This is a genomic window from Alteromonas sp. CyTr2, assembly GCF_947311905.1.
Taxonomy (GTDB): Bacteria; Pseudomonadota; Gammaproteobacteria; order Enterobacterales; family Alteromonadaceae; genus Alteromonas; species Alteromonas macleodii.
Genome location: NZ_CAMZMZ010000008.1, coordinates 1 through 23477 on the forward strand (window position 1 = coordinate 1; position 23477 = coordinate 23477).

Annotated in this window: 23 protein-coding genes; 6 read left to right on the forward strand and 17 right to left on the reverse strand. The window is 42.1% G+C overall.

The genetic code is table 11. The features are described from left to right. Positions 1-113: 113 nt before the first annotated feature. From fnr to ccoN, 9 genes are all read right to left on the reverse strand, one after another. A complete protein-coding gene (gene fnr / locus QME20_RS06575) occupies positions 114-851 on the reverse strand; it encodes a fumarate/nitrate reduction transcriptional regulator Fnr (protein ID WP_014949596.1) in 738 nt (245 codons plus the stop codon). A gap of 45 nt (positions 852-896) precedes the next feature. Beyond that, the gene (locus tag QME20_RS06580; RefSeq protein WP_156086462.1) at positions 897-1556 is read right to left on the reverse strand and encodes a sulfite exporter TauE/SafE family protein; all 660 of its coding nucleotides are present in this window, start codon (positions 1554-1556) and stop codon (positions 897-899) included. Then, positions 1543-1773, reverse strand: coding sequence for a cbb3-type cytochrome oxidase assembly protein CcoS (gene ccoS, locus QME20_RS06585; RefSeq protein WP_014949594.1), 231 nt, complete (start codon positions 1771-1773; stop codon positions 1543-1545). The genes QME20_RS06580 and ccoS overlap by 14 nt, the downstream gene beginning before the upstream one ends. A 1-nt stretch (position 1774) precedes the next feature. Then, a complete protein-coding gene (locus QME20_RS06590; protein ID WP_281715657.1) occupies positions 1775-4243 on the reverse strand; it encodes a heavy metal translocating P-type ATPase in 2469 nt (822 codons plus the stop codon). Beyond that, the gene (locus QME20_RS06595; RefSeq protein ID WP_156086460.1) at positions 4243-4722 is read right to left on the reverse strand and encodes a FixH family protein; all 480 of its coding nucleotides are present in this window, start codon (positions 4720-4722) and stop codon (positions 4243-4245) included. The genes QME20_RS06590 and QME20_RS06595 overlap by 1 nt, the downstream gene beginning before the upstream one ends. Positions 4723-4946: 224 nt before the next feature. Continuing rightward, on the reverse strand, positions 4947-5900 hold the full coding sequence (gene ccoP, locus QME20_RS06600; RefSeq protein WP_156086459.1) for a cytochrome-c oxidase, cbb3-type subunit III: 954 nt from the start codon (positions 5898-5900) through the stop codon (positions 4947-4949). A 16-nt stretch (positions 5901-5916) separates the two neighbouring features. Next, positions 5917-6078, reverse strand: a complete 162-nt coding sequence (locus tag QME20_RS06605) for a cbb3-type cytochrome c oxidase subunit 3 (RefSeq protein WP_014949591.1) — start codon at positions 6076-6078, stop codon at positions 5917-5919. Between the two features lies 1 nt (position 6079). After that, positions 6080-6685, reverse strand: coding sequence for a cytochrome-c oxidase, cbb3-type subunit II (gene ccoO / locus QME20_RS06610; RefSeq protein WP_014979357.1), 606 nt, complete (start codon positions 6683-6685; stop codon positions 6080-6082). Positions 6686-6700: 15 nt separating this feature from the next. Continuing rightward, positions 6701-8134, reverse strand: a complete 1434-nt coding sequence (gene ccoN, locus QME20_RS06615; RefSeq protein WP_039220109.1) for a cytochrome-c oxidase, cbb3-type subunit I — start codon at positions 8132-8134, stop codon at positions 6701-6703. Between the two features lie 229 nt (positions 8135-8363). On the opposite strand from ccoN, the gene QME20_RS06620 reads away from it, so the two are divergent. Continuing rightward, positions 8364-8843, forward strand: coding sequence for a hypothetical protein (locus QME20_RS06620; RefSeq protein ID WP_156086457.1), 480 nt, complete (start codon positions 8364-8366; stop codon positions 8841-8843). 122 nt (positions 8844-8965) lie between these two features. Here the strand turns inward: QME20_RS06620 and bfr (QME20_RS06625) are convergent, their stop codons facing one another. From bfr (QME20_RS06625) to QME20_RS06635, 3 genes are all read right to left on the reverse strand, one after another. Further along, entirely contained in the window at positions 8966-9433 is a 468-nt protein-coding gene (gene bfr / locus QME20_RS06625; protein WP_014949587.1) for a bacterioferritin, read from the reverse strand. Then, positions 9433-9909 carry a bacterioferritin gene (gene bfr, locus QME20_RS06630; RefSeq protein ID WP_014949586.1) on the reverse strand — a complete coding sequence of 159 codons (477 nt, stop codon included), beginning with the start codon at positions 9907-9909 and terminating at the stop codon, positions 9433-9435. Before bfr (QME20_RS06630) ends, bfr (QME20_RS06625) begins: the two co-directional genes overlap by 1 nt. 135 nt (positions 9910-10044) lie before the next feature. After that, entirely contained in the window at positions 10045-11616 is a 1572-nt protein-coding gene (locus QME20_RS06635; protein WP_239240724.1) for a cation:proton antiporter family protein, read from the reverse strand. Positions 11617-11955: 339 nt separating this feature from the next. Here QME20_RS06635 and QME20_RS06640 point away from each other — a divergent pair, with 339 nt between their 5' ends. Beyond that, positions 11956-13587 carry an FMN-binding glutamate synthase family protein gene (locus QME20_RS06640; RefSeq protein WP_156086455.1) on the forward strand — a complete coding sequence of 544 codons (1632 nt, stop codon included), beginning with the start codon at positions 11956-11958 and terminating at the stop codon, positions 13585-13587. A 78-nt stretch (positions 13588-13665) separates the two neighbouring features. On the opposite strand, the gene QME20_RS06645 is transcribed toward QME20_RS06640, so the two are convergent. After that, a complete protein-coding gene (locus QME20_RS06645) occupies positions 13666-14142 on the reverse strand; it encodes a c-type cytochrome (RefSeq protein WP_014949583.1) in 477 nt (158 codons plus the stop codon). Between the two features lie 203 nt (positions 14143-14345). Here QME20_RS06645 and QME20_RS06650 point away from each other — a divergent pair, with 203 nt between their 5' ends. Beyond that, the gene (locus QME20_RS06650) at positions 14346-14768 is read left to right on the forward strand and encodes a universal stress protein (protein WP_014949582.1); all 423 of its coding nucleotides are present in this window, start codon (positions 14346-14348) and stop codon (positions 14766-14768) included. Between the two features lie 125 nt (positions 14769-14893). Further along, positions 14894-15250: a diacylglycerol kinase gene (locus tag QME20_RS06655; RefSeq protein ID WP_014976618.1), complete on the forward strand. Its 357-nt coding sequence runs from the start codon at positions 14894-14896 to the stop codon at positions 15248-15250. 38 nt (positions 15251-15288) lie between these two features. On the opposite strand, the gene QME20_RS06660 is transcribed toward QME20_RS06655, so the two are convergent. The 3 genes from QME20_RS06660 to QME20_RS06670 all read right to left on the reverse strand — a co-directional run bounded on the left by QME20_RS06660 (position 15289) and on the right by QME20_RS06670 (position 20100). Continuing rightward, complete coding sequence (locus QME20_RS06660; protein WP_061095133.1) at positions 15289-15639, reverse strand: hypothetical protein; 351 nt, start codon at positions 15637-15639, stop codon at positions 15289-15291. Between the two features lie 204 nt (positions 15640-15843). Then, entirely contained in the window at positions 15844-17040 is a 1197-nt protein-coding gene (locus tag QME20_RS06665) for a tyrosine-type recombinase/integrase (RefSeq protein WP_281715658.1), read from the reverse strand. Positions 17041-18795: 1755 nt separating this feature from the next. Continuing rightward, positions 18796-20100 (reverse strand): DUF2254 domain-containing protein, encoded by a 1305-nt coding sequence (locus QME20_RS06670; RefSeq protein WP_281715659.1) that lies wholly within the window; start codon positions 20098-20100, stop codon positions 18796-18798. A gap of 160 nt (positions 20101-20260) precedes the next feature. On the opposite strand from QME20_RS06670, the gene QME20_RS06675 reads away from it, so the two are divergent. Then, on the forward strand, positions 20261-20950 hold the full coding sequence (locus QME20_RS06675; RefSeq protein ID WP_014949577.1) for a response regulator transcription factor: 690 nt from the start codon (positions 20261-20263) through the stop codon (positions 20948-20950). Continuing rightward, positions 20947-22320 (forward strand): sensor histidine kinase, encoded by a 1374-nt coding sequence (locus tag QME20_RS06680; protein ID WP_281715660.1) that lies wholly within the window; start codon positions 20947-20949, stop codon positions 22318-22320. Before QME20_RS06675 ends, QME20_RS06680 begins: the two co-directional genes overlap by 4 nt. A 19-nt stretch (positions 22321-22339) precedes the next feature. Here QME20_RS06680 and QME20_RS06685 read toward each other — a convergent pair whose 3' ends face one another. Beyond that, positions 22340-23461, reverse strand: a complete 1122-nt coding sequence (locus tag QME20_RS06685; RefSeq protein WP_281715661.1) for a heparan-alpha-glucosaminide N-acetyltransferase domain-containing protein — start codon at positions 23459-23461, stop codon at positions 22340-22342. Between the last annotated feature and the right edge of the window lie 16 nt (positions 23462-23477).

A 23477-nucleotide genomic window follows, 5' to 3' on the forward strand; every position in this document is an offset into this window, starting at 1 on the left:
ACCCCAGAGTAGTGAGGAAAAGACCGACTAAATACCCCACAAAGAAAAATGCCAGTCAGCTTAACTGACTGGCATTACGCTTAGTGCGCGCCTTGTTTAACACCTAAAAACGGCTAACCGCAGACAACGCTTGGGCCGTTAAGCGCCGCTAGTTTGGTGTTTAGTCTATCGAAATCCAAGATAGTAATAAGCTTGCCGTCTACTTTTATGATGTTGTCTTTTTGAAAACGGCTTAACAGACGACTAATCGTTTCAATCGTTAATCCTAAATAGTTTCCAATTTCGTTGCGCGTCATGGTTAAGTGGAATTCTCTATGGGAAAAGCCACGCTCTTCAAAGCGTTGCGACAGGTGTGAGATGAAATACAGTAAGCGCTCTTCTGCAGTTCGCTTGTTTAAAAGCATGATCATGTCGTGATCTTGTTTTATTTCAGCGCTCATGAAGCTCATGATCTGGTGGCGTAGCTTTGGAAATTGCACTGACATTTCGTCGAGGGTCTCGTAGGGAAGCTCACACACCATGGCAGTTTCTAACGCAGAAGTATAGCTTTGGTGTTTGTTCTCTCTTAATGCATCGAAACCGATAATGTCACCAGGAAAGTGGAAGCCGGTAATCTGTTCTTCACCTTCGGTATTAGTCACAAATGATTTGAATGAACCGGTTCTCACTGCAAATAGAGAACGGAATTTATCACCAGTTTGAATCAGCGTGTCACCTTTATGAAGCGGCTTCTTGCGTTCAATAATATCGTCAAGAGACTCGATTTCTGTTTTGTTTAACGCCACCGGTAAACACAGGTGACTGAAACTACAGTTTTGACAGTGAATAGAAAATTGGCTTCCTTTGCTCATAATGCACGCTCTCTAAAAGAATACCCGACAATAATACACCCATTTTTAAACGATTGCGCTATGAATAAGATAAGCTGCATATATTGCCATTATTACTGCAATAATTTGTCTAAAATGGTTATGTTGAAAACTTTGAACAATATATTGGCTACCAGCGCTTGCGGCGAGTAAGGTGGGTAATGTACCCAAACCGAAGAAGAACATAATAGCTGCGCCTTCTAGCGCATTACCCGCTGCGAGAGACCAGGTAAGTGTGGAATACACCAAACCGCAAGGAAGCCAACCCCAAATAAAACCATAAGGCAATGCACTTAAAGGGGTCTTAAATGGCAAAAAGCGTTTTGAAAGCGGCTGGACTTTGGAAAATAGGCCTTTACCAGCATTTTCCAGCACCGTTAAGCCAGTCCACCACTTACCCAAATAACACGCCAGTAGAAGCAACATGATTCCGCTAAGTAGGGAAAGGGCATAGTTGGCAAGAGGTATATAATCTGCTGCAATTTTTCCAATTGCCCCGGTTATTGCTCCGGCGATGGTGTAGCTCACCATACGTCCCATGTTATAGGCAAGGGTATAGGGTAGTGCTGAAGCGCCTTTAGGCGATACCATCCTTAGCGCAGCGACGATTCCACCGCACATTCCCACACAGTGAACTCCGCCGGCTAAGCCGATAAGAAAGGCAGAGAAGTAGTTAATCCCTTCCATGTGGCGCTTGGCTTTTGTCTACTTTACTGTCTTGAAGTTGCTTGCGTTGCTCAGCTAGCTTTTTTTCTTCTGGCGGAAGATCATCGTCAAACAGTATGCTATACCCTTGGCGATCTAAATCTTCAAATTGATTGGTTTTCACCGCCCAAAAGAATATCACGATAGCGACGGCAACAATGATGATGGCGATTGGAATTAATACGTAAATAATACTCATGCTATTTGCTCAAGAGTCGCGTTGAGTTTGTGACCACAATGATACTGCTTAACGACATACCAACAACAGCCATCCACGGTGAAAGTAGGCCTGATACGGCGAAAGGTAAGATCAAAACGTTGTAACCTACCGACCAGCCAATATTTTGCCTTATTTTTTGCTTCACTTGGTGCGCAGTTCGAATAAGTTCTGGTACAGAAAGCAGCTGATCGCCAAGCAGTATCACGTCGGCGGCAGTTTTAGCCACGTCTGTGGCATTACCCACTGCAATTGCCACATCAGCGCTGGCAAGAACTGGAGCGTCGTTAATACCGTCACCCATCATCATTACTTTCGCGCCAGATTGCTGCATAGCTTGAACGGCTTCGTACTTTTGCTCAGGTGTTAGGCCACCTTTAGCGGTCGAAATTGGCAATGGTGCGGTAAGCGCATTAACGTTTTGCTGTGTATCACCACTTAAAACGGCGAGAGTATGGCTTGCAGCTAATATATCGAGAGTTTCTTGCGTATCTTCTCTTAGTGAATCCTTTACTTCATACGCCGCCATAATACGCCCCTTAACCGTGAGAAACACGTTAGCTGAAGGGAACGCTTCAATGAGTTTTAGCTGTGATTCGTGAACGCTGAATGCTACAGATCCCATAGAAAACAACGTGTCATTGATCTCACCGCTGATACCACCTCCTGGCGTAACGGTAAAATTAGTCACTTTGTGTACCGTGTTATCGATAGCGTCAGCACTGCCGCTAGAGGCAGAAATCTCGCTTAGGGCTACACCGTCGCTAAAGGCTATATCGTCGCTAAAGGCTTTGGCAATCGGATGTTCAGAGCGTGACTCCAAAGCGCGGGCAATTGATAGCGCACTATTACTATCCACACCGTCAGCGTACCAGGCATTTGAAATAGTAAATTTGCCTTTTGTGAGCGTGCCGGTTTTGTCTAATGCGATGGTGTCAATGTCAGTAATTTGTTCAAGCGCATCGGCGCGTTTTAGTAAAATACCTTGTCTGTTTAATTTTGCCATAGCGCAGGTTAACGCTGATGGCGTAGCCAACCCTAATGCGCAAGGGCAGGTTGCAACCAGCACCGATATGGTGATCCAAAATGCCTCGTCGCTACCCTGATACGCCCAAAAGCCATAGGTTAACGCCGAAATCAGCAATACCGCGGTAACGAAATAGCGAGAAAAATTATCGGCTATCTGCGCTGCTTTAGGTTTACTCGCCATGGCACTTGCTTGCAGTCGTACAATTTGATTTACCAGCGCATTTTTAAGGGTCTGCGTAACCGTAATGGTTAGCGTACCATCTTGACAAACCGTGCCGCCGTATACCGGGCTACTGTTCGACTTACGCACGGGGTTAAACTCGCCGGTAAGCATAGATTCGTCAACCGCTGCGTTGCCGTCGGTTACCACCCCATCAATGGGGACTGTTTCACCAGGCTTAACCAGCACCACATCGTCAATTCTTAACTGCTTTGCCAGACACTCGGTTAGGCTGCCATCCGGATTTACTTTGGTAGCTGATACGGGCACATACTGCATCATATTGGCAGAGATTTGTGCGGCGCGATGACGACTGCGATGTTCTAAGAATCGGCTAAGTAACAGCAGAAAAATAAACATACAAATGGATTCGAAATACACTTCACCTTGCTCTAATACTGTAGAACGAATTCCAGCAATGTAAGTACCGAATATTGCGAGCGTAACGGGTACGTCCATATTAACCGTTTTGGCGCTTAGCGCTTTAGCGGCGCCCATATAAAAGTTGCTGCCTGAATACAGCACCACAGGTGTAGTAAGTGTAAGGGCAACCCAATAAAAATATTGGCGGGTCTCTAACTCAATGGCGCCAAACCAATCAAAATAAAGCCCCGTCATCAGCATCATTACCTGCATGGTCATAATGCCTGCTAGGCCAAGCTTTTTAAGAAAGGTTTTTTGTTCGCGCTTATAGCTGGCTTCGTGTTCGTCGGGGTGAAATGGTGACCCAACATAACCAATGCGTTTTAGCGTAGATAGAATTTGGCTAAGCTTAATTTGAAACGGTGACCAAGTGACTAAAGCGCGGCGCTCTTGTACATTCACCGCGACTTGCTTTATTCCTTCAACTTTTGACAACTGCTTTTCGATAAGCCAGCCACACGCAGCGCATGTAATACCTTCAAGGGTCAACTGAATCTGTTTGTCCTGACCTTCTTCAAACACGAACTCTTCTTGAAGGGAAGGGTCGTCATAGACTTTTAGCTTATCTAACGTTTCTAAAATACTGTCGTCAGATTTTTGCGCCGGTTCGGTTCTAAACTGGTAATAGTCTTCAAGGCCGTTGTTAACGATCGCTTCAGCTACCGCTAAGCAGCCAGGGCAACACATGTCTCGTTGTTGCCCTAAAATGACAGTAGTAAATTTTCCATCGTCTGAGCCCGCAATAGGCAAGCCGCAATGGTAACAGTCGTGCTTGGCCATTATGGATTGAATTTCATTTTGCCAGAGTGGGGCAGATAGATGGTATTTTGTATTTTCCAGCTATCATCAATAGGGGTTAGCGATACGCGCCATTTACCATCAAGATCTTCTTCGACAAAACCGCGATAAATACCGTTAGCGTCGCGGCTTAATAAAACGCTGACATCACGCTCTTCAAGCGTTACGTGATAAAAGCTTAGTTTAACCGCATTACCTTCTTGTGGAATACCTGAATGAAACTCTAGCGCTATGCTGCCATCTTCAATGGTTAAATCGGTAGTGATATTCTTGCGGCGGGCTATGGCCTCTTTGTCCAGACGGGCATTGATCGCTTTTCCTTCCTTGTAGTAGTCGTCCACCACCAGGCTATCTTCGGTGCTAATAGCAAGGTTTAATAACACGCCACCCATGATGAGTGTAATGATAGGTACGGCAATTAAAAACCAGGGCCAGAACTCTTTATACCAGGGTCTATTCATCGAAATCTTTCTCGTATTTACTTCACTAGCAACGTCGCTAACAACATATTTATTATTGCTACATCAGTTAATAACAATAAATATAGTGTTGGGGACGCAGGTCTAAGGCGCACAAAATGTGTTCGCAACGGCACTTTCTGTGTCGCTGTCTATATCGCTGTATTTTCTCATAAAAAAAGCCCCGTAGTAACGAGGCTTTTTAAGATATTTAATGATTTAAATCATTAATCATTTGAAAGGCTGTATACATACGCTGCAACAACGTGAATTTTGTCATCACCCAAGGTTTTCTTGAATGACGGCATTACACCGTTACGACCGTAAGTAAGCGTTTCTGTTACCGCTCTGTGGCTGCCGCCGTATAGCCAGATATTGTCAGTAAGGTTTGGTGCACCAAGTGCTTGGTTACCTTTACCGTCCATACCGTGACAAGCCGCACACGCTGCGAAACGTGCTTTACCCGCTTCTGCAAGCTGAGGGTCCACATCGCGACCGCTTAAACTAAGTACGTAGTTAACCACTTCTTCGATACCGTCTTCACCCATGGCATCTAGCCATGCTGGCATAGCCGCTTTACGACCAAGCGTAAGAGTTTCAACGATTTTTGCACCTGAACCACCGTACAACCAGTCGTTGTCCGTTAGGTTAGGGAAGCCGCCATTTTGACCTCGTGCATCAGAACCGTGACACTGAGAGCAATTTTGTAGGAACAAACGCTGACCTACTTTATTTGCTTCTGGGTCTTTAGCCAGTTCTTCGACAGGAACTTGTGCATACGCTTCGAAGATCGGATCGAACTTCTCGGCAGCGAAATCTAGTTCACGGTCATATTCTACTAGGTAGCCTTGCTCTTTAGCATCAATACGCGCCTGAGCTGACTCTTCTAGCGATTGAATATTTTGGTTAGAGCTCTTCCAACCCAAAATACCTTCAAACGCACCTAAGCCAGGATAAAGCGCTAGGTATAAAAAGCCCCAAACGATGGTCATGTAGAACATAATTGTCCACCAGCGAGGAAGTTGATTGTTCAACTCCTCAATACCATCGAATTTGTGGCCCATTGACTCACCTTCAGCTACGCCAGTCTTGTTAGAAAGGCACCAGCGTAGAAGGAAGTAGCAACCAATGATTAACCCTAGAGTTATCACTGAAATCCAAATTGTCCAAAACATACTCATGAGTTCGAGACTCCTGCTAATCTTCTTTTGATTTTTCTTTTTCTTCGTCTGCAAACACTAGGTTTGCCGCTTCATCGAATTTTTTCTTGTTGCGGCTGCTAAATGCCCACCACACAACACCGATGAAGCTTACAAAGACGATGACAGTAAAAATGCTGCCTACAATTCCCTGGTCCATATTATTTCAAATGTGTGCCAAGAGATTGTAGATAAGCAATAAGGGCTTGCATTTCCGTTTTACCCTGTACTGCCGCTTTCGCGCCCGCGATATCTTCGTCGGTATACGGAACGCCAAATCCACGGAATACTTCCATTTTTTTAGCTGTTAACTCACCATCAAGCGTGTTTTCCGCAAGCCAAGGAAAGCCTGGCATGTTCGACTCTGGTACTACGTTGCGAGGATTAAGCAGGTGAACTCGGTGCCATTCGTCGCTGTAACGACCACCAACACGTGCTAGATCAGGACCAGTACGCTTAGAACCCCAAAGGAAGGGGTGCTCCCATACTGATTCGCCAGCAACGCTGTAGTGACCATAACGCTCTGTTTCGGCGCGGAATGGACGGATCATCTGGCTGTGACAACCTACACAACCTTCACGGATGTAGATATCACGGCCTTCAAGCTCAAGCGCGGTATATGGACGTAAGCCTTTTACCGGTTCCATGGTTTGCTGTTGAAACATCAACGGCGTAATTTGAACCATGGCACCGAAACTGATAGCGATAAGAATTAGTACCGTTAACAGACCGACGTTCTTTTCAATTAACTCATGTGCGTTTTTCATTATTCGTCTCCTTTACTACGCTGGCTGAGTCGCTGGGTCTGCAGCGATACTGCCTTTAGGTGCACGAACGGTTTTCCATGTGTTGTATGCCATTACAAGCATACCTGCTACCACGAAACAACCACCAATGAAACGAACCACATAGAAAGGCTTAGACGCTTCTAATGACTCAACAAAGCTATAGGTTAACGTACCGTCAGCATTTACTGCACGCCACATTAGACCCTGTAGTACACCAGACATCCACATTGCTACGATGTATAGAACAACACCGATAGTTGCTAACCAGAAGTGTACATTAACTAGCTTGGTGCTATACATAGCGCGCTGACCGAATAGCACTGGAATTAAGTGGTAAATTGAACCAATTGAAACCATTGCAACCCAACCTAGAGCACCAGAGTGTACGTGACCAATTGTCCAGTCAGTGTAGTGAGATAGTGCATTAACGGTCTTAATTGCCATCATTGGGCCTTCGAAGGTAGACATACCGTAGAAAGACAATGAAACAATAAGGAAACGCAATACTGGGTCGGTGCGAAGTTTATGCCACGCGCCAGATAGCGTCATAATACCGTTAATCATACCACCCCAAGATGGAACGAATAGGATAATAGACATCACCATACCTAGTGACTGAGTCCAGTCTGGTAGGGCAGTGTAGTGAAGGTGGTGAGGACCGGCCCAGATATACAGAGAGATAAGTGCCCAGAAGTGAACAATTGATAGTCTGTATGAATAAACCGGGCGACCAGCTTGCTTAGGTACGAAGTAGTACATCATACCAAGGAAGCCCGCAGTTAGGAAAAAGCCTACCGCGTTATGGCCGTACCACCACTGCATCATAGCGTCTACTGCGCCTGCATACAGTGAATACGATTTAGTGAAAGATACCGGAATAGCCATGCTGTTACCAATATGAAGAACTGCAACAGTTAACATGAACGCGCCTAAGAACCAGTTTGCAACATAAATGTGCGAAACTTTACGGATTACTAGGGTTCCGAAAAAGTTAATGATATAAGCGATCCAAACCAGTGCCAAAAGAATATCAATTGGCCATTCTAGTTCAGCGTATTCTTTTGTGCTGGTTAAACCCATAGGTAGGGTAATTACAGCTAAAACAATAACGGCTTGCCAACCCCAAAAGGTAAATGCGGCAAGTTTGTCACTGAACAGTCTTACCTGGCAGGTACGCTGAACGATGTAGTATGACGTTGCAAATAGCGCACAGCCGCCGAAGGCAAAAATAACGGCGTTAGTGTGCAACGGACGCAAACGTGAGAATGTTAGCCATGGTGTGTCAAAGTTAAGCATAGGTGCAAATAACTGCGCGGCAATAAATACCCCTAGGCCCATACCAATGATACCCCAGACTATGGTCATGATGGTAAATTGCCTAACTACTTTATAATTGTAGTCAGGTTGTGCTTGGCTTATTTCACTCATTTTAATGAATCTTCCACTTCAAATGAACTATGGTCTCCAACTGCCGGAATAGTGCGGTCGAGACGTGTATCAGCTAAGGAATAACGCTTCACACCGAGCTCGGAAAGAGTAATAATTATTGTCTCCAAGCCAGTTGGTACGCGGATGATAAGGTTTTTAATTACAAAAAGATACCATAAACTACCTAAGCTTGATCTCCGTCAATGAAGAAATACACAAAATTTAAGAAATGCTAAATAACGATAACAATAAACGATCAAAAATTTTACATTCCCAGCTTCCATTAGTGGCTATTATTATTGTGGCCGTGTGTGTATACCTTGCACATAAATTCCAGTCATCGGTGTTAAAAGACACGAGCGTAGTTAATGGAATAGGAAACAGCTGCAACTTTGTCAATGAAACTTGCGAATTCTTAATTGATGACAGGTTAGCAATTGCCACTTTTTCAGCCATGCCTGAAGCCGAAGAGTCAGTAACGGTTAAGCTCTTAGTTCCTGAGGGAGAGGAAATAGAGAGCGCATGGATTGAGGGGGTAAACATGTATATGGGCAAAATTCCCGTGCTGTTAGATAACGACGGGGAAGGAAAGTGGTCAGGTTGGTTTATGTTAGGTAGCTGTAGTGAGCCAGTGATGAAATGGCAGCTACGTCTAAATATTAAAGATAAAGAAAGCCCCAGCTATTTGTATTTTGTTACACAGCAGTAACTGTATTAAAAGCAATAAGACTCTCCCTAAAGAAAGGGGAGTAAACAAGCAAAAAAGGCCGCTCTTTATTTAAGAGCGGCCTTTTATTAATTACCTGTAAATTGTAGCGTGAACGCTATTTCTTACATTTGCGACTGAAGGTAGTTTTGAATACCTAGTCGCTTAATAAGGCCAAGCTGCTGCTCTAGCCAGTGTGCGTGATCCATCTCTGTATCGTCTAGTAGTACAATTAGCATGTCACGAGTAACATAGTCTTTTTCGGTTTCACAAAGCGCAATAACTTCACGTAACTTTGCATCAACTTCATATTCAACACGTAAATCGCTTTCAAGCATTTCAGGTACATCTTTACCCACTTTGAAGCCTGTGCGCTTCGTCATGTCAGGCGTACCTTCTAAAAACAGCATGCGTTCTATTAGCTTAGTTGCATGTCCACGCTCGTCATCAAATTCATGATCGATGCGTTCATAAAGTTTATTCAAACCCCAATCAAGATACATCTGAGAGTGAATGAAATACTGATCCATGGCGGCTAACTCATAAGAGAGTAGTTCGTTTAAGCCATTGATGATTGCTTGGTTACCTTTCATTAGTCATCTCCCATTACTTGCGCTTGTAGGTAGTTCTCTATACCCATAGCATCAATTTGGTATTCTTGCGTTTCAATCCAGTCTAGGTGCTCTTCTTCGTATTCAAGAAGGTCTTCAAGCAAATCACGAGAAACATAATCCTGCTTTTCTTCACATAGCGCGATAGCTTCACGAAGTAGTGGAAGCTGTTCCTTTTGAAAACGCGCATCACATGACAGCATTTCAACGGTATCTTCACCGATATAAAGCTTGCCTAACGCTTGAAGATTAGGAAGGCCCTCAAGGAATAAGATGCGCTCGATAAGATCGTCCGCTTGCTTCATGTCCTTGATAGACTTTTTATAATTCTTTTCGTTAAGTTCAGAAAAACCCCAGTTTTTGAACATACGAGCGTGCAGAAAGTATTGATTTATCGAAGTAAGTTCACTTGTCAGTACTTCGTTCAATTTTGCAACAACTTGTTTATCACCTTGCATTGTGTAAACCTTATTAACGTATTTGCGTGAAGTTTAGTCTAAATTTGACTGTATGTCAAAAAAAGTCTTTGTAAAACAGTTGTTTACAAACGATAACGTTTCTCAATTCATCCATTGTTCGCATTTAGAACAGCATTACTGTTGTGCATGCGCATAAGCAAGACTTTCTTCAGCAAAACCAAGCCCTGCTTCGGTAAAGAAGTTGAAGACTTTATCTACATCGTTTTCTAATAGATGTGATACTTCATCCTCATATCGTGCAATGGCTGCAACTTTTCCAACATAGCCCGCGTTTTTAAGCTGACGTGTGATGTTTATTGAGTCCTGGATAGAAGGCAGAGCAAGCAAAACAAGCTGAATTTGTTTGATATCTAAATTATCCCACAAATCGACGTCTTCACCGTCGCCGCATATTACGTTTAAGCCTTCGTCTGATAACTCTTTTACTTTTACTCGGTCGGCGTCCATTCCCCATACGCTCACATCACTTAATTTAGATAACGCATTGAAGGCACCGCGACCAACTCGTCCCATCCCCAACACTAAAAATTCCGCGTTGTGGAGAGTAGGATAAATGTCTTCTTTTAAGCGCTCGTTTTTCTCAAAACGTTTAATGGTGTGTTTATGATTGTGATATTGAGAATGAGAATTGCGATAGAGCACGCTGGTAATAACGAATGAAATAGATACGGCTAAAGCAATCACCACTAACCAAGAGTTTGCCAATAAATCTAATGAAACGGCTAGTGCGCCAACAATAAGCCCAAATTCACTGTAATTTGAAAGCACCAAGCTGCTCAAGTAAGCCGTGCGACCGCGAAGGCGAAGTGACGTAAATAAGCCGAAAAAGAGTGCTGCTTTTAACGGTATAAATAAGCAGAACACGATAGCTAGGACAATCATACTAAGATCGGGAAGGGCGGTAAGACCGATAGTAAGGAAGAAGCCGATTAAGAAGAGATCCTTAAAACTAAGCAGCGACTTCGCTAGCTCCGAAGCCTTTTCATGTTGCGCTAACATGATTCCAAAGATTAGTGCCCCAAGATCGCCTTTAATGTTAACCAGCTCAAACAAGTGATAGCCACCTAAGGCGAGGATAAAGCCAGTAAGCGGAAGCAGTTCACCGTGGCCCGACTTATTAATCATTTTGTTTATGATTGGCATTGCTGGGAATAAGGCCAACAACGCTAGCGCCCACACAGAGGGGAGCTTTCCAGTTGCTGCAACAAGGAAGATAACAGCAAAAACGTCTTGCATGACCAAAATGCCAATGGCAAGGCGGCCGTGGCGGGTTTTACTTTCGCCACTTTCTTCTAATACTTTAACCACGCACACTGTGCTACTGAAACTAAGGGCAAAAGCGATAAGCGCAGCGCTTTTCCATGTAAGCCCATCAACGAAATTTGCAGCAACCGCACCAATCGCATAGACGCAACAGGTAATAACGCCCACCCATACTAAGGTATGTGAAACGCTTCCCGCCCAAACTTCTCGTCGACTCAAATCGCGGATGTTGAGTTTCAGACCGATGGTGAAGAGCATAATGGTGATGCCCAAGTTGGCTATTTGGGTTAAATCTTCAGTGAGCGTGTAGCCTGCAAAATTTAATAAAAAGCCAGCTACCAAGTAGCCAACTAAAGGAGGAATGCCAATAAGTTTAACCGTTAAGCCGCAAACAAATGCGAAAAGAAGAAATGCATACTCCATGAATTACCTTTCAGAAAATGTTGAACGTAAAATCCGTTACCTTTGTATAGGTCACATCATCTATTAACCAGTGATAGCTACAAATCGCTCTCTCAACTCGCTAATTGAAAGGTTTTAGACTAGCATGCAATGGCTTGTTTTCGCAGCTAAAAAAGCATTGTAATTGCATATTTTGGTAACGCGTAACCCAATTGAGCTAAAAGCCGGCTCAGTATATTTAACCCCTAAATCAGTCATTTACCGCTAAAGTAAATCTAGTTCCCGATTTCAGGTGTATTGAACAGGGTTGTAGGCATATTATTTTGTTTTGATATGACCAAAAATAAAGAAGGACTTTGAATGCGTTTAACAATTCTAACTGTGCTAACCCTGCTGGTCGCTTTCAATGTGGTGATTGGCGTATTGTGGGCGCCCGTGTGGTGGTTTTTACTCTTATCAGTCACGCTACTCATTTTTGGTCTATATGATGCCTTCCAAACAAAACATGCCATTTTAAAGAACTTTCCATTAATTGGCAGGGTACGATGGACCGTCGAGGGACTAAGGCCCTACATCCAGCAATACATCATAGAAACCGATACTGGCGGAGCACCTATTTCCCGCATGTTTCGTTCGATTGTTTATCAACGTGCGAAAAACAGTAGAGAAACTGTTCCCTTCGGTACTCAGCTAGATACATATAAAGATGGCTATGAGTGGATTGGCCATTCTTTATCTGCTCGCGAAGTGGAAGACATGGATGAAGATCCCCGAGTGACGGTAGGTGGCCCTCATTGCAAAAAGCCGTATCGTGCAAGCATACTTAACATAAGCGCAATGAGCTTTGGAAGCTTGTCAAAAAATGCCATTTTGGCGCTAAATAAAGGTGCTGCAAAAGGCGGGTTTTACCATAACACAGGTGAGGGTGGTCTAACCCCATATCACCTCGAAAATGGTGGCGATATCGTTTGGCAAATTGGTACGGGATACTTTGGTTGTAGAAGTAAAGATGGCGGTTTCGATCCTGTTCTTTTTGAAGAAAAAGCCAAACTCGACAATGTAAAAATGATAGAAATAAAGCTAAGCCAGGGCGCTAAGCCTGGACATGGTGGTATTTTACCTGCGTATAAAAATACCCCTGAAATAGCTAAAATAAGAGGGGTTGAGCCTGGAACTCAAGTTGATTCTCCCCCTAGACATAAAGCGTTTGCAACGCCTTTAGAAATGGTTGATTTTATTAGTCAGTTACGCAAGTTAAGTGGATATAAACCAGTGGGTATTAAGCTGGCGCTGGGTAGAAAAAGTGAGTTTATTGCCATGTGCAAAGCCATGGTAGAGAAGGACGTAACGCCAGATTTTATAACGGTAGACGGGGGCGAAGGAGGTACCGGCGCCGCACCCCTTGAGTACACAAACTCTATAGGATTTCCTCTGCGTGAAGCCTTGGCGTTTGTTGACGATTGTCTCACTGGTTTTGGTATTCGCGACAAAATTAAAATCATTGCTTCTGGAAAAATCATTACCGCTTTTCAGTTAGCGAAAAATCTAAGTTTAGGCGCCGATCTATGTAACAGTGCCAGAGGAATGATGTTGGCACTTGGATGTGTTCAGTCGCTGTCATGCAATACGAATAAATGTCCGACCGGTGTAGCAACGCAAGACCCCAAGCTTGCCAAGGGCTTAAACGTTGAAGACAAGTACGAGCGCGTGTACCGCTTTCACAAAAAAACTATTCATGCGCTGATGGATATCTTGTCTTCTACAGGACATGTGAGAACTAGCGAACTAAATCGTACCCATATATTTAGGCGAGTAGATCAGTGTAATATTGCGCGTTACGACGAAATTTTCCCGTTAGTTAAAACAGGAAGTTTCTTAACCGACGACGTTCCCGATAGATTTAAATTACACTTAAAAGAAGCAAATTCTGAAAGCTTTATGCCTTGTAGTTTATTGGCAGAAATAGAGCAAGAAACGAAAGCGGTATCTTAAAAAAACTAAGCCGTGACTCCTAATCAAATACCGATTGTGGAGTCACGCTTAACGATTTTTAATGCCTAAAACTGCGAGTTAATCTTTAGATTGCTCGCTTGGAATACGCAGTTGATAGAGGCGGTAATCACTAGTCCTGTAGGGTGTTACTTTATATTTAGGCTGAAGATACGCCACTAAATCTATTAGTTCGGAAACGGTTAGCTCGTCGTTTACAACTCGCATTAATGACACACCGTCTTCGCTGGTGAAACTGGCAGGCTGTCGAGGAGTAAGTTTGTGTGATGGGTTAATAATACTTGTCACCAACTCTGCATAAGTTTTAATTCTTCCACTGCTGCCTCCCAACGGAATAGGCTTCGCGACTAGGTATTGCGCATTGTCGGACTCTTTTTCTCCTGCAATTCTGTGACAGTCTTGGCACTGATACTTTTTAAATACCAAATAGCCTTTTTCCATATTGCCTTCGGGCAAGCTAAAGCCGCGAGGTGACTGCGCGCCCTGGTCACAGGCGAAAAGGAGAAGCGTTGCTATAACAACTATTGCCGTTTTCATACTCATTTCCCTCTTTCTTTTACGGTAAAGATGCGTAACGTTCGCTAGAACTAATGTGTATACACTGATTATGAATGAGGCTGCAGACTAATCATTGACCTAGCTCAAAGAATAATTATTTGTATAGCACTACTATTTAATGGAATTAGTTAACGGTATGGTAGAAAAGCACTGCTACCTAACAAAAATTGAGGACAGCCACAATGCAAGGTTACGAGACAATTTTAGTACCTATAGATATTTATTCTGACTACGAATTAGTGGTGGAGAAAGCCATTGCAATAGCGGGCAATAGTCACAAAATTCACCTTCTGTATGTTGCTTATCCACAAACCAATGTAGAGCCTTACGGACTATTTTTAGAACGGGATTTTTCAGAGGAAGTAAGAGAGCAGGCATTAAGGCAATTAAAAGACGTTGCCGCAAAACATGATATACCTTACAGCCACATCAATGTAGAGATAGGTTCTCCTGCTGATGAGATTCACCATATGGCCGAAAAGATTAATGCAGATCTCATTGTTGTCGGCACCCATGGCCAGAGCGGTCTTCGTTTGTTACTTGGGTCAACGGCCAATGCAGTACTACATGGTGTTAAAACAGACGTGCTAGCTGTGAAAGTATAAATTAATGCGGCGATTAGCGTCGAAAATGCTTTAAATATCCATGATAAATACCTTCGCCGTCATGTAGATGTAATGAAGGTCAGTTACGTTTTGAAAGGCTGTAACTAATCTTAAAATTACTTATCATGATAACGAAACGGACAGGTATATTACGCGTACTCTATGCCACTTACTATTCACTTAAGGGGCTTCGAGCAGCCTTTTTAAGTGAAGCTGCGGTCAGACAAGAAATTTTCGCAATATTGATAATGACACCTGTAGCGTTTTTCATCGACGTTACGCATGTAGAACGTATATTGCTGGTGATATCTTTACTGATAGTGCTTATCACTGAGCTACTCAACACGGCTATTGAGAAACTCTGTGATCATGTCAGCACAGACATCCATTTATTAATAGGGCGAGCTAAAGATATCGGCTCTGCAGCAGTGTTCATTAGCCTAATGATGGCCGGCTTTACGTGGATTAGCATTCTTTGGTAGTGCAATTTGCGATTTTTAGGCGGAAAGAAAGCCCTAATTTATAGGGCTTTGATTTTCTGGTCACAACATTCTGATACTAAGGTTCTAATTGTGCTATCTAAGTTTTTAATGTGCGAATAATGCAATGAAGTTTCACCACCGTTATTGATATCTTTTATCGTAAAAACAACATCATCGCCTCGTGAAGTTATGCAGATTCTCACGTAATCATCAGATTGAGCTAATGGCACGTGGAGATATAACGGCTCATTATTTGAGTTTAAATAATCTAGTGCTGCTTCTTGTGACTTGAAAGGGTCTTGTTTCTCGGGTTGGACATTCCATGACGACGAGGGAACCACCATTTCCGCGAGTAATTTTCCATGCTTTGTATCAATACCGCTACTCATATTTCACTCCTTTTACTAAAATGTTTGCCAACTTAGAAAACCTATTCATTAATATAGGTTTAAGGCAAATTTACCTTTTGATACGCGAGTTATACAGTTTCAGATTGGTAAAAGAATGAAGAGAGTAGGTGAATTAGACATTGTTACTGATGCCTCTGGTTATGCGTAACCCTTTATTAATTAAGTTAGTGTATTTAATGAGCTTTATCTTTTCCGTTTTGCCGACAATTTAGCCATTCCACCACGCTTTACGTTAGCCTGTTTTGTATAATGCCCAGGCATTTCCGGTGATTGCCAACCTCCAGCCAGTTGAAGCTCGGGTAACGATGCACCATCTTCGGCTAGAGAAACTGCACCACCAACACGACCGCTATGAGGGGTAATGTTTTCGCTAATACCTGCGCGTTGAGCAATGCGTTGCCAAATCCGATAGACACTCGAATAGTTAAGTACATTTGCCTTATGGCTGGGAATGTTCTCATCGAATGGCAAAAGTGCAGTTTTATGGTTTGTTAGTCGTCTAAACAAAACGCCTTTGTGCAGGCCGCGTAAATCTGAAGAAAGGCGGGTTGCTTTAGTTTTTGGGTCAAGATTAGCTTCGTTAATATACTCTTGAACCATTGATATAGTGCTGGAAGAAATATAGCGATATTGACCTTGACCAGACTGGTCGCTTTTCGAAGAAACAACCAACAGCGTGTTATTACGCGCAGATATATCCTCGATGCAAACTCGAACTAATTCATCAGCGCGAAGCAATGCATCAAACATCAGGTTAATGATTGCAAGGTCGCGGAGTTCTAATAAAGAATCAGGAATAATTGCATTGTTTATTTGTTCAAGCATATCTATGGTAAGCGGAACCGCTTGTTTGTGAGACAAGCGAAACTTTCTATTCTCTATAAGCGATAAACGGATAAAGTCTCTTAGATACGCAGATCTAATAATGGGGTTTGGCAATTTAGCCACGCCCAAAAATTTACTAAGGGCAGATAACCGACGCTTAATGGTTCTATAGGCTAGGGGAGAACGACACAACGCTTCAACATATTGTTTAATGCAGATCTCATTGTGTTCGAAGTTGTTCTTAAAGCCACTTAATCCAGCTTGGTTACAAAAAATTGCGAACTCATTGTAGTCACTAATGTATGCCCGTTGTGTGTTGTATGGAAGCTTGGTAAAAATATCTTGATAATAGCTTTCAACGTTTTTATCAGAAGATGAACATTGACTTGTTGTTAGGTCGTCAGAACCTGACGTGTGCTGCTTACCACGAGAGTACTCGATACCAAAAGCTGGAACCGTCGCGCTACTTGATTCTTGTGGCTGTGAGCTGCTATCACTGTTGCTGTTAACTAATTGAGTTGTGAGCAAGTATGAGCTATTAGTTTTTGAGGGCATTGAGCAACCTGGTGAAGACATTATTGTGACTATTATGCTAGTTTTAACAGAACTTGATAAGCTATTGATATATAACAATATTCACGCATGATAACTGTAATTATCATGCGTGAAGTTACGCACTAATCCATTCATCACTCCACAAACCGCTTTACTATTATAATCTCAAGTACAGTGCTACTCTATCATATTACTGTATATATAAACAGTTTGGGTGTTTCAATGCCGTCAATTGTTGGCCTATCTCGTAATTATTCCAAACCATATCGCTAGATAAGGCTTGTGGCCTGCTGAGAGAGTACGTTTTTTGTGCAATTTAAATCGTGCGCTACGCGAAATCTGCAAGGTAACACCCCGAATGTGCGCTCAGATTTCACGTAGCGGCGCCTAAAAAATAAGCTGAAAAGTAATGAAAAAACACCCTAAGAGCTTATTTATTAAAGAAATACTTCACATGATTTACTCCCAACATGTTTGCTGGCTAATCGCACATTTTTCAAAACCAAACGAGTTAAAAATAAACGTTACAAAAGCGGAATAGGCGATAACCTAGAAGCTATTACCTTTGCTTTTTATACGCTTTTCATAGAGCGCCTATCTAATGGCGACTACAGTACGACGATAATAAGACGTCGATACGGTACGTAGCCGAATAAACGACGTCTACGCAGATATGAATTCAATAAACATCGCGTCGATTATGTTTTAATTCTACGTGCTATCCACGCCACCCAACTTTAAAACAACGAACGGTCTTCATGCACGATGTTTAATTTAATAAGAAGTATAGATAATTGATGATATTTAAAATAAAGAGCAATCAATAAATGAGTTTTACGGGCCGTAATTATTACATGTAACGCTAAATGTTAGAAAAACCTTAACCTTACAACTAGTCGTCTTATCTTAGAAATAATTAGGATCCTTTATTTAATTCATCAGCGTTAAGCCTTTGGCTGATTGAGTTAATAATTAATATTACTGGCTGTACATTCATTATAAAAAGCAAAGAAGAATAAAGCCTGATAAATGTTTTTAGGAACATGATTAAGTCTATTATTTATCTGTGCTAGTTGTCATTAAACCTTGCGAATACCTAAATATTACGAGAAGGATAGCGTAAAGCACTTTGCAAAGCTCCATCTGGCTCATTCACCATCAACTTTGATGTTCTATTTAACATAATATACATTATGCGTAATTGGGTGTTTGGAAGATTAAAGCGTTAATGTCGCTCTATTTGGTTGGTTTGTTGACTGTGATTACTTACAGACCTTTATGCGCGGCAGCTGTTTTAGTGCTTCGGCCTTACCGCAATTGCTTCACTTGTGTCAGTGGTTTTTATTGAAAGTTGCTATGAACTTTGGATTTAGACATGGAATTTATAAATCGTGCGCTACGTGAAATCTGTAGCACTACACCTCGCAAAATGTATTTTATTTCACGTAGCGTCACGTTAGTTTTTTGATTAATTATGGGTATAACTAACAAACAGAAAGACGCAGTCTTTGAATTTTTATACTAGGCTTTAATTTATTCAATGTGGATTTTTAGCTATTTAGAATGTTGCTGTGTTTATCTGAGTTGTAGTTAATCAGATTAAATCTGATTAACTACAAAAATAAACTCGATCGATCATTTACGTAGATTACATGGTTTGTGGTATGCAGAGATTATATAGACTGGCTAGCTGTTTACTTTAAGCATTTTTAGCAGCATTCTTAGCAGTGATTTTGGCAGTAATAATTTACAAGTTTAGTTATCATTATAAACGCGCTCAATTCGCTTAATATCGTCTTCGTAATCCAATGCCAACTTTGCACGTTCATAACTTTGCTTCGCTAACTTAGACGCCGCCTCAACAAAATCTCTTTCTATGCTTGTACCTCCATCTTTAAAGCACGCTTTAATTGTTTTTAGTGACTTTTGTATTCGGATAGCAACTTCAATATTAGCAGCACCATCACGGGCAATGCTGGTGTAAGCATCGTCAAAAAGATCATTCACATTTAACGTAGGCAATGAAATGCGGTCATATTTAAACTCCTCATGCTGAGTGCTATCGTTTTGTGAGTTTTCGGTTTCAGTTTCGGATTTGGGCTTGTGCCACAACAACATAAGGCGTGTAATGCTGCTAATGGTATTTATTGCAGTACCATGGTCATTAACCGATGGCGATAATGCACGAGATGCAATTTCGGCTAGTACGATAAAGCCAAAGCGAGGATCAGCTTCAAAGGACCTGGCTTCACCTATAGTAAATGCGTCAACAATTTCATCTGATACTACCTTTTTATTCGAATAAGCTATGGCACGCTCTGGAGAGACAAACTCACCGGGTAACATGGCAACATTGATAAAGCCGTCGTTTTTATTAGCCCAGTGTTGCAGTTTGGCAATGTCTATAAGCTGAATATAGCCCACTTGTTTAGTATAAATGGCATGCGTCCCCTGCTCTTTTATTTGCTCTTGCGGTACTGCGCCTAAGCACGGCATATCTATTCTATTTTTAATTGCGCGCGTCGTGGCGTGCTCCACTTTTAATAACGTTGACCCCACGCGCCCTAATCGTGCAACGCTGTCTACCCACCGGATAAAGGTTAAAATAACTATCGAAAAAGCCAGACAGGTTAGACAAAATAAAATGAAAAGCCCGGCTTCATCGAAAAAAGCTTGAGTCATTGCAGTAAGCGCTACAGCACTATAGATAAATGCGCCTATGAAAACTGACAGTGCATTTTGTGATACATCATCGGATATTATAAGGCTTAGAGAACGCGGCGTTGACGACTGACTGGCCGAAGCATAAGCATTAACCATGGTACCTGCAGAAAACGTGGCGATCACCATCATGCTAGATGCCATTATTGAAAGCAGTGTTTCAACTGATTCGGGTTTTATTTCAGGAATATGCTCAGCCAATGAAGTCCCGTCTGCTACTTTCGCGACGAATACAGCAAAGATTGAGAGCAAACAAAAGCCAAGAGGTTTTACCCAAAGCTTTTCTTTTACACTGTATAAAAGGAAACGCAGTCTATCTACGGTAATCGGGGCTTCCACATTCTTCTCTTTTTATTAACTTTATTTCACTTAATACGGCAGTTAGGTGTTTTCTGATTTGTCCCAACTCAATTAGCAGGATCCGCCTTAGCATAAAACCTTATTGATAATGATAATCAATATCAACAAAATTGGTTAAAACAGTTTTAAGGTTATCAATATGGACGCTACAAAAATTCTTATCATTGAAGATGATATTACTCTTAATAAACAAATCGCTGCCTTGCTAAAAGACCGAGGCTTCGACGTACATCAATGCCACGACGGCAATCAAGGTCTGGTGACTGCACTTCGTGAAAGGTTCGACCTTATTCTTTTAGATGTATTGCTTCCTAACCTAAATGGTTTCTCGCTGTTAAGCCAACTTCGCAAACGGAAACAAACTCCTGTCATCATGGTTACTGCATGTGGTGCCGAACAAGAGCGTATAAAAGGCTATAGTAACGGTGCAGATGACTACATGCCAAAGCCGTTTAGTTTTGTGGAAATGATGCTTCGTATTGAAGCATTATTGCGTCGCTCTCTAAATGTAAAATCAAATGAAGTAACGAGAAACTCGATCGTCGTTGACGAAATAACACTTGACCGAAGAAACCTGAAGGCCAATTTTGCTGGCAAAGCACTAGATTTAACGTCGACTCAGTTTAAGCTTCTGTGGGTTCTGCTTGAAAATCAGAATGAGGTTTTAAGCAAACCATTACTTTATCAAACTGTTCTGGAAAGAAGTTTCAGCCGGTACGACCGAAGCTTAGATATGCACATGTCCCGAGTGCGAAAGAAACTTATCGAAGCTGGAATGTCCCCTACTCGTCTAGCAACCCAGCACGGCAAAGGCTACTTATTCTCATGAAAAAAGTGTTATTTAGAAAGCTATTGGTCACTATAGCTTCAGGGACGGTTATTCTTATTTGGGTTATTGATTGGTTGTCAGCACATACAGAAACAACAATGAGTCACCTATCAGTAGAGGATCAGCGTGAACTCGTTGAATATGGCAAAGAGGCTGATTTAATTTACCGAAAAGAAGGTGAATTGGGTTTATCGAACTGGCTTCATGAATTTCAAGATAAAGAAAAAACATGGGCAGCAGTAGTAAAGTCAAACATTCAACCTATTGCGGGAAGCGTCATTCCTCAAAAGTACATTGATGAATTTAGAATAGGCCGCAGCGTGGAATGGAAAATTCACCTCTACTTTGAATATAACCCTATCATGGAGGTTCCTTTCTTAGATGAGAAATCACATCTATTAATCCAATTACCCCAGCGAATGAGACCGGGTGTTTATCTCACCTTTGTGGATATTTTGCTCAAGGTCGCACTGCCTTTTGTCGTTCTGTGTGTAGTGAGTTTAGTGCTTTACAGGCACGTAATGGTGCCATTAAGAAAGTTAGAGCATGCCACGAAAGCTTTCAGTCAAGGGCAGTTTGATGTGCGCGTTAGTAAATCATTTAGCAATAGAAGCGATGAGCTCTTCAACTTATCCGTAACATTTGAGGGTATGGCCACACGAATTGGAAAATTAATTTACAACCAGAGAGAACTTTTATCCGATCTGTCTCATGAATTAAGAACTCCGCTAACGCGTATGGATATGGCCATCGATACTATTGAAAATGGTATCAATGACAGTGATACGTTAACTCGGCTTCGCTATGAATCCAACAATATGCGGGCATTAGTCGAAGACACGTTGACACTTGCTTGGCTTAACAATGAATCGCCTGTACTTAACACCGAGACTTTTGACCTTGCTGAATTGATTCAGGTTATTTGTGACGATGCAGCTTTTGAGTATTCCGAAACAAGACTAAATGTCGAATTACCTAACAACGCGGTAATTGATAAGAGTAGTCAACAAGCCCTCGGCCAAGCGATAGAGAACATTATCCGGAATGCGCTTAAATATACGCCAGAGCATAGCGGTGTTGTTGTAACGCTAAAGCAAAATGTAGATGTCTATATGCTTTCCGTCCTGGACTTTGGAAATGGTGTTCCAGAAAGCATGCTTAGCGATATTTTTAAGCCTTTTTTTAGAGTAGATAAGTCTCATGGCCTTCATGTTGTTGGACAAAAACGCGGCGGGTTTGGTTTAGGACTGGCACTAGCGCAGCGGCAAATAACCGCTGTTGGAGGAAAAATCAAAGCGTTTAACCACTTGATAGCTGACTCAGCAGGCGTTGGAGGTTTACAAATTGATATAACGCTACCGAAAAGGTAGCGTTATACAAACGTTATATTCAAGGCTTCAAAGGAACGGCAGAAACATGGGGCTTTGACGCTTTACTACTCTTAGCCTTATATTCATGCCAAGGTAATACTAGATAGTGACAGGCCAACAAAACAACTATCATGGCTACCAAAGTAAATGTCATTGTAAGCTGTTGCAGCCCAACGAGCATTAGCCCCCATCCAATTAATATCCATTGTAAAACATATAGTGCAGTGACGTTTTTACCCCAGAAAGCGAATAGCGTAACCACATAATTTTGCTTAAAGCGTTCAACGAGTATGTGAGTGGTGTAAATAAAAAGCATCACGATACCTGTCATTAAAAGAACAATACCAGGACCGCTTCTTAGGTTTGTTACAATGTGATATTCAGGGTTAGTGAGCGTGAGCCCTGTACCGAGGATTACACAAACTACGCCTAATTTAAGGCACCAAACAAAGTTTAACGTGCCTTTATTATGTTGCTTTAAGAAGCGACCAAATGCCATACCAGCAATTGGGTATGCCGCCCAAGGAAAAATAGGAAACATAACTCCCGCTTCTTCGTTTCCTACAAAAAGCTTCAAAAATTCATTGAGTATAGGTAGTGACGTGTACCTATCCCAGACGCTGTGTGATAAAAACGCAATGGCAATAGCCGTGCCGATCCAAATAGAGATTTTATTGGTTGCATGTTTCAATCCTGTACAAAGGAGTAGCGCTATACCTGCGAATTGAAAGACATCACCAATTAAAAATTCACTCAGCGGAGTGTGTGGAGCAACATCTTGGTACGTGACGAGCCCAATTTTAATCGAAAGCCACATGGGAATGGTTCCGCGAACAAAATTTAGTGCGTAACCTAATACAAACAGAGATATTGCTCGTTTGATATCCGCTTTCAGTGTCGATGATGGAGATAGGCCAACAAAAATCCCCATGATAAAGACGAACATTGATGCTGCTGGCCAACCCAATGCGAATTTTACCGTGGATCCAAATGCACTAAACCGCACTTCAGGTAAGCCATAAAAGTCTAATACATGGATCATAACCATGAGTAAAACAGCAACACCTTTTGCTACGTCAAAAGTTTTCTGCCTGTTAATACTTGGCGTGCCAAAGTGACTAGGTACATAAAATAGTTTCATAGTTTTCACTTGTTTT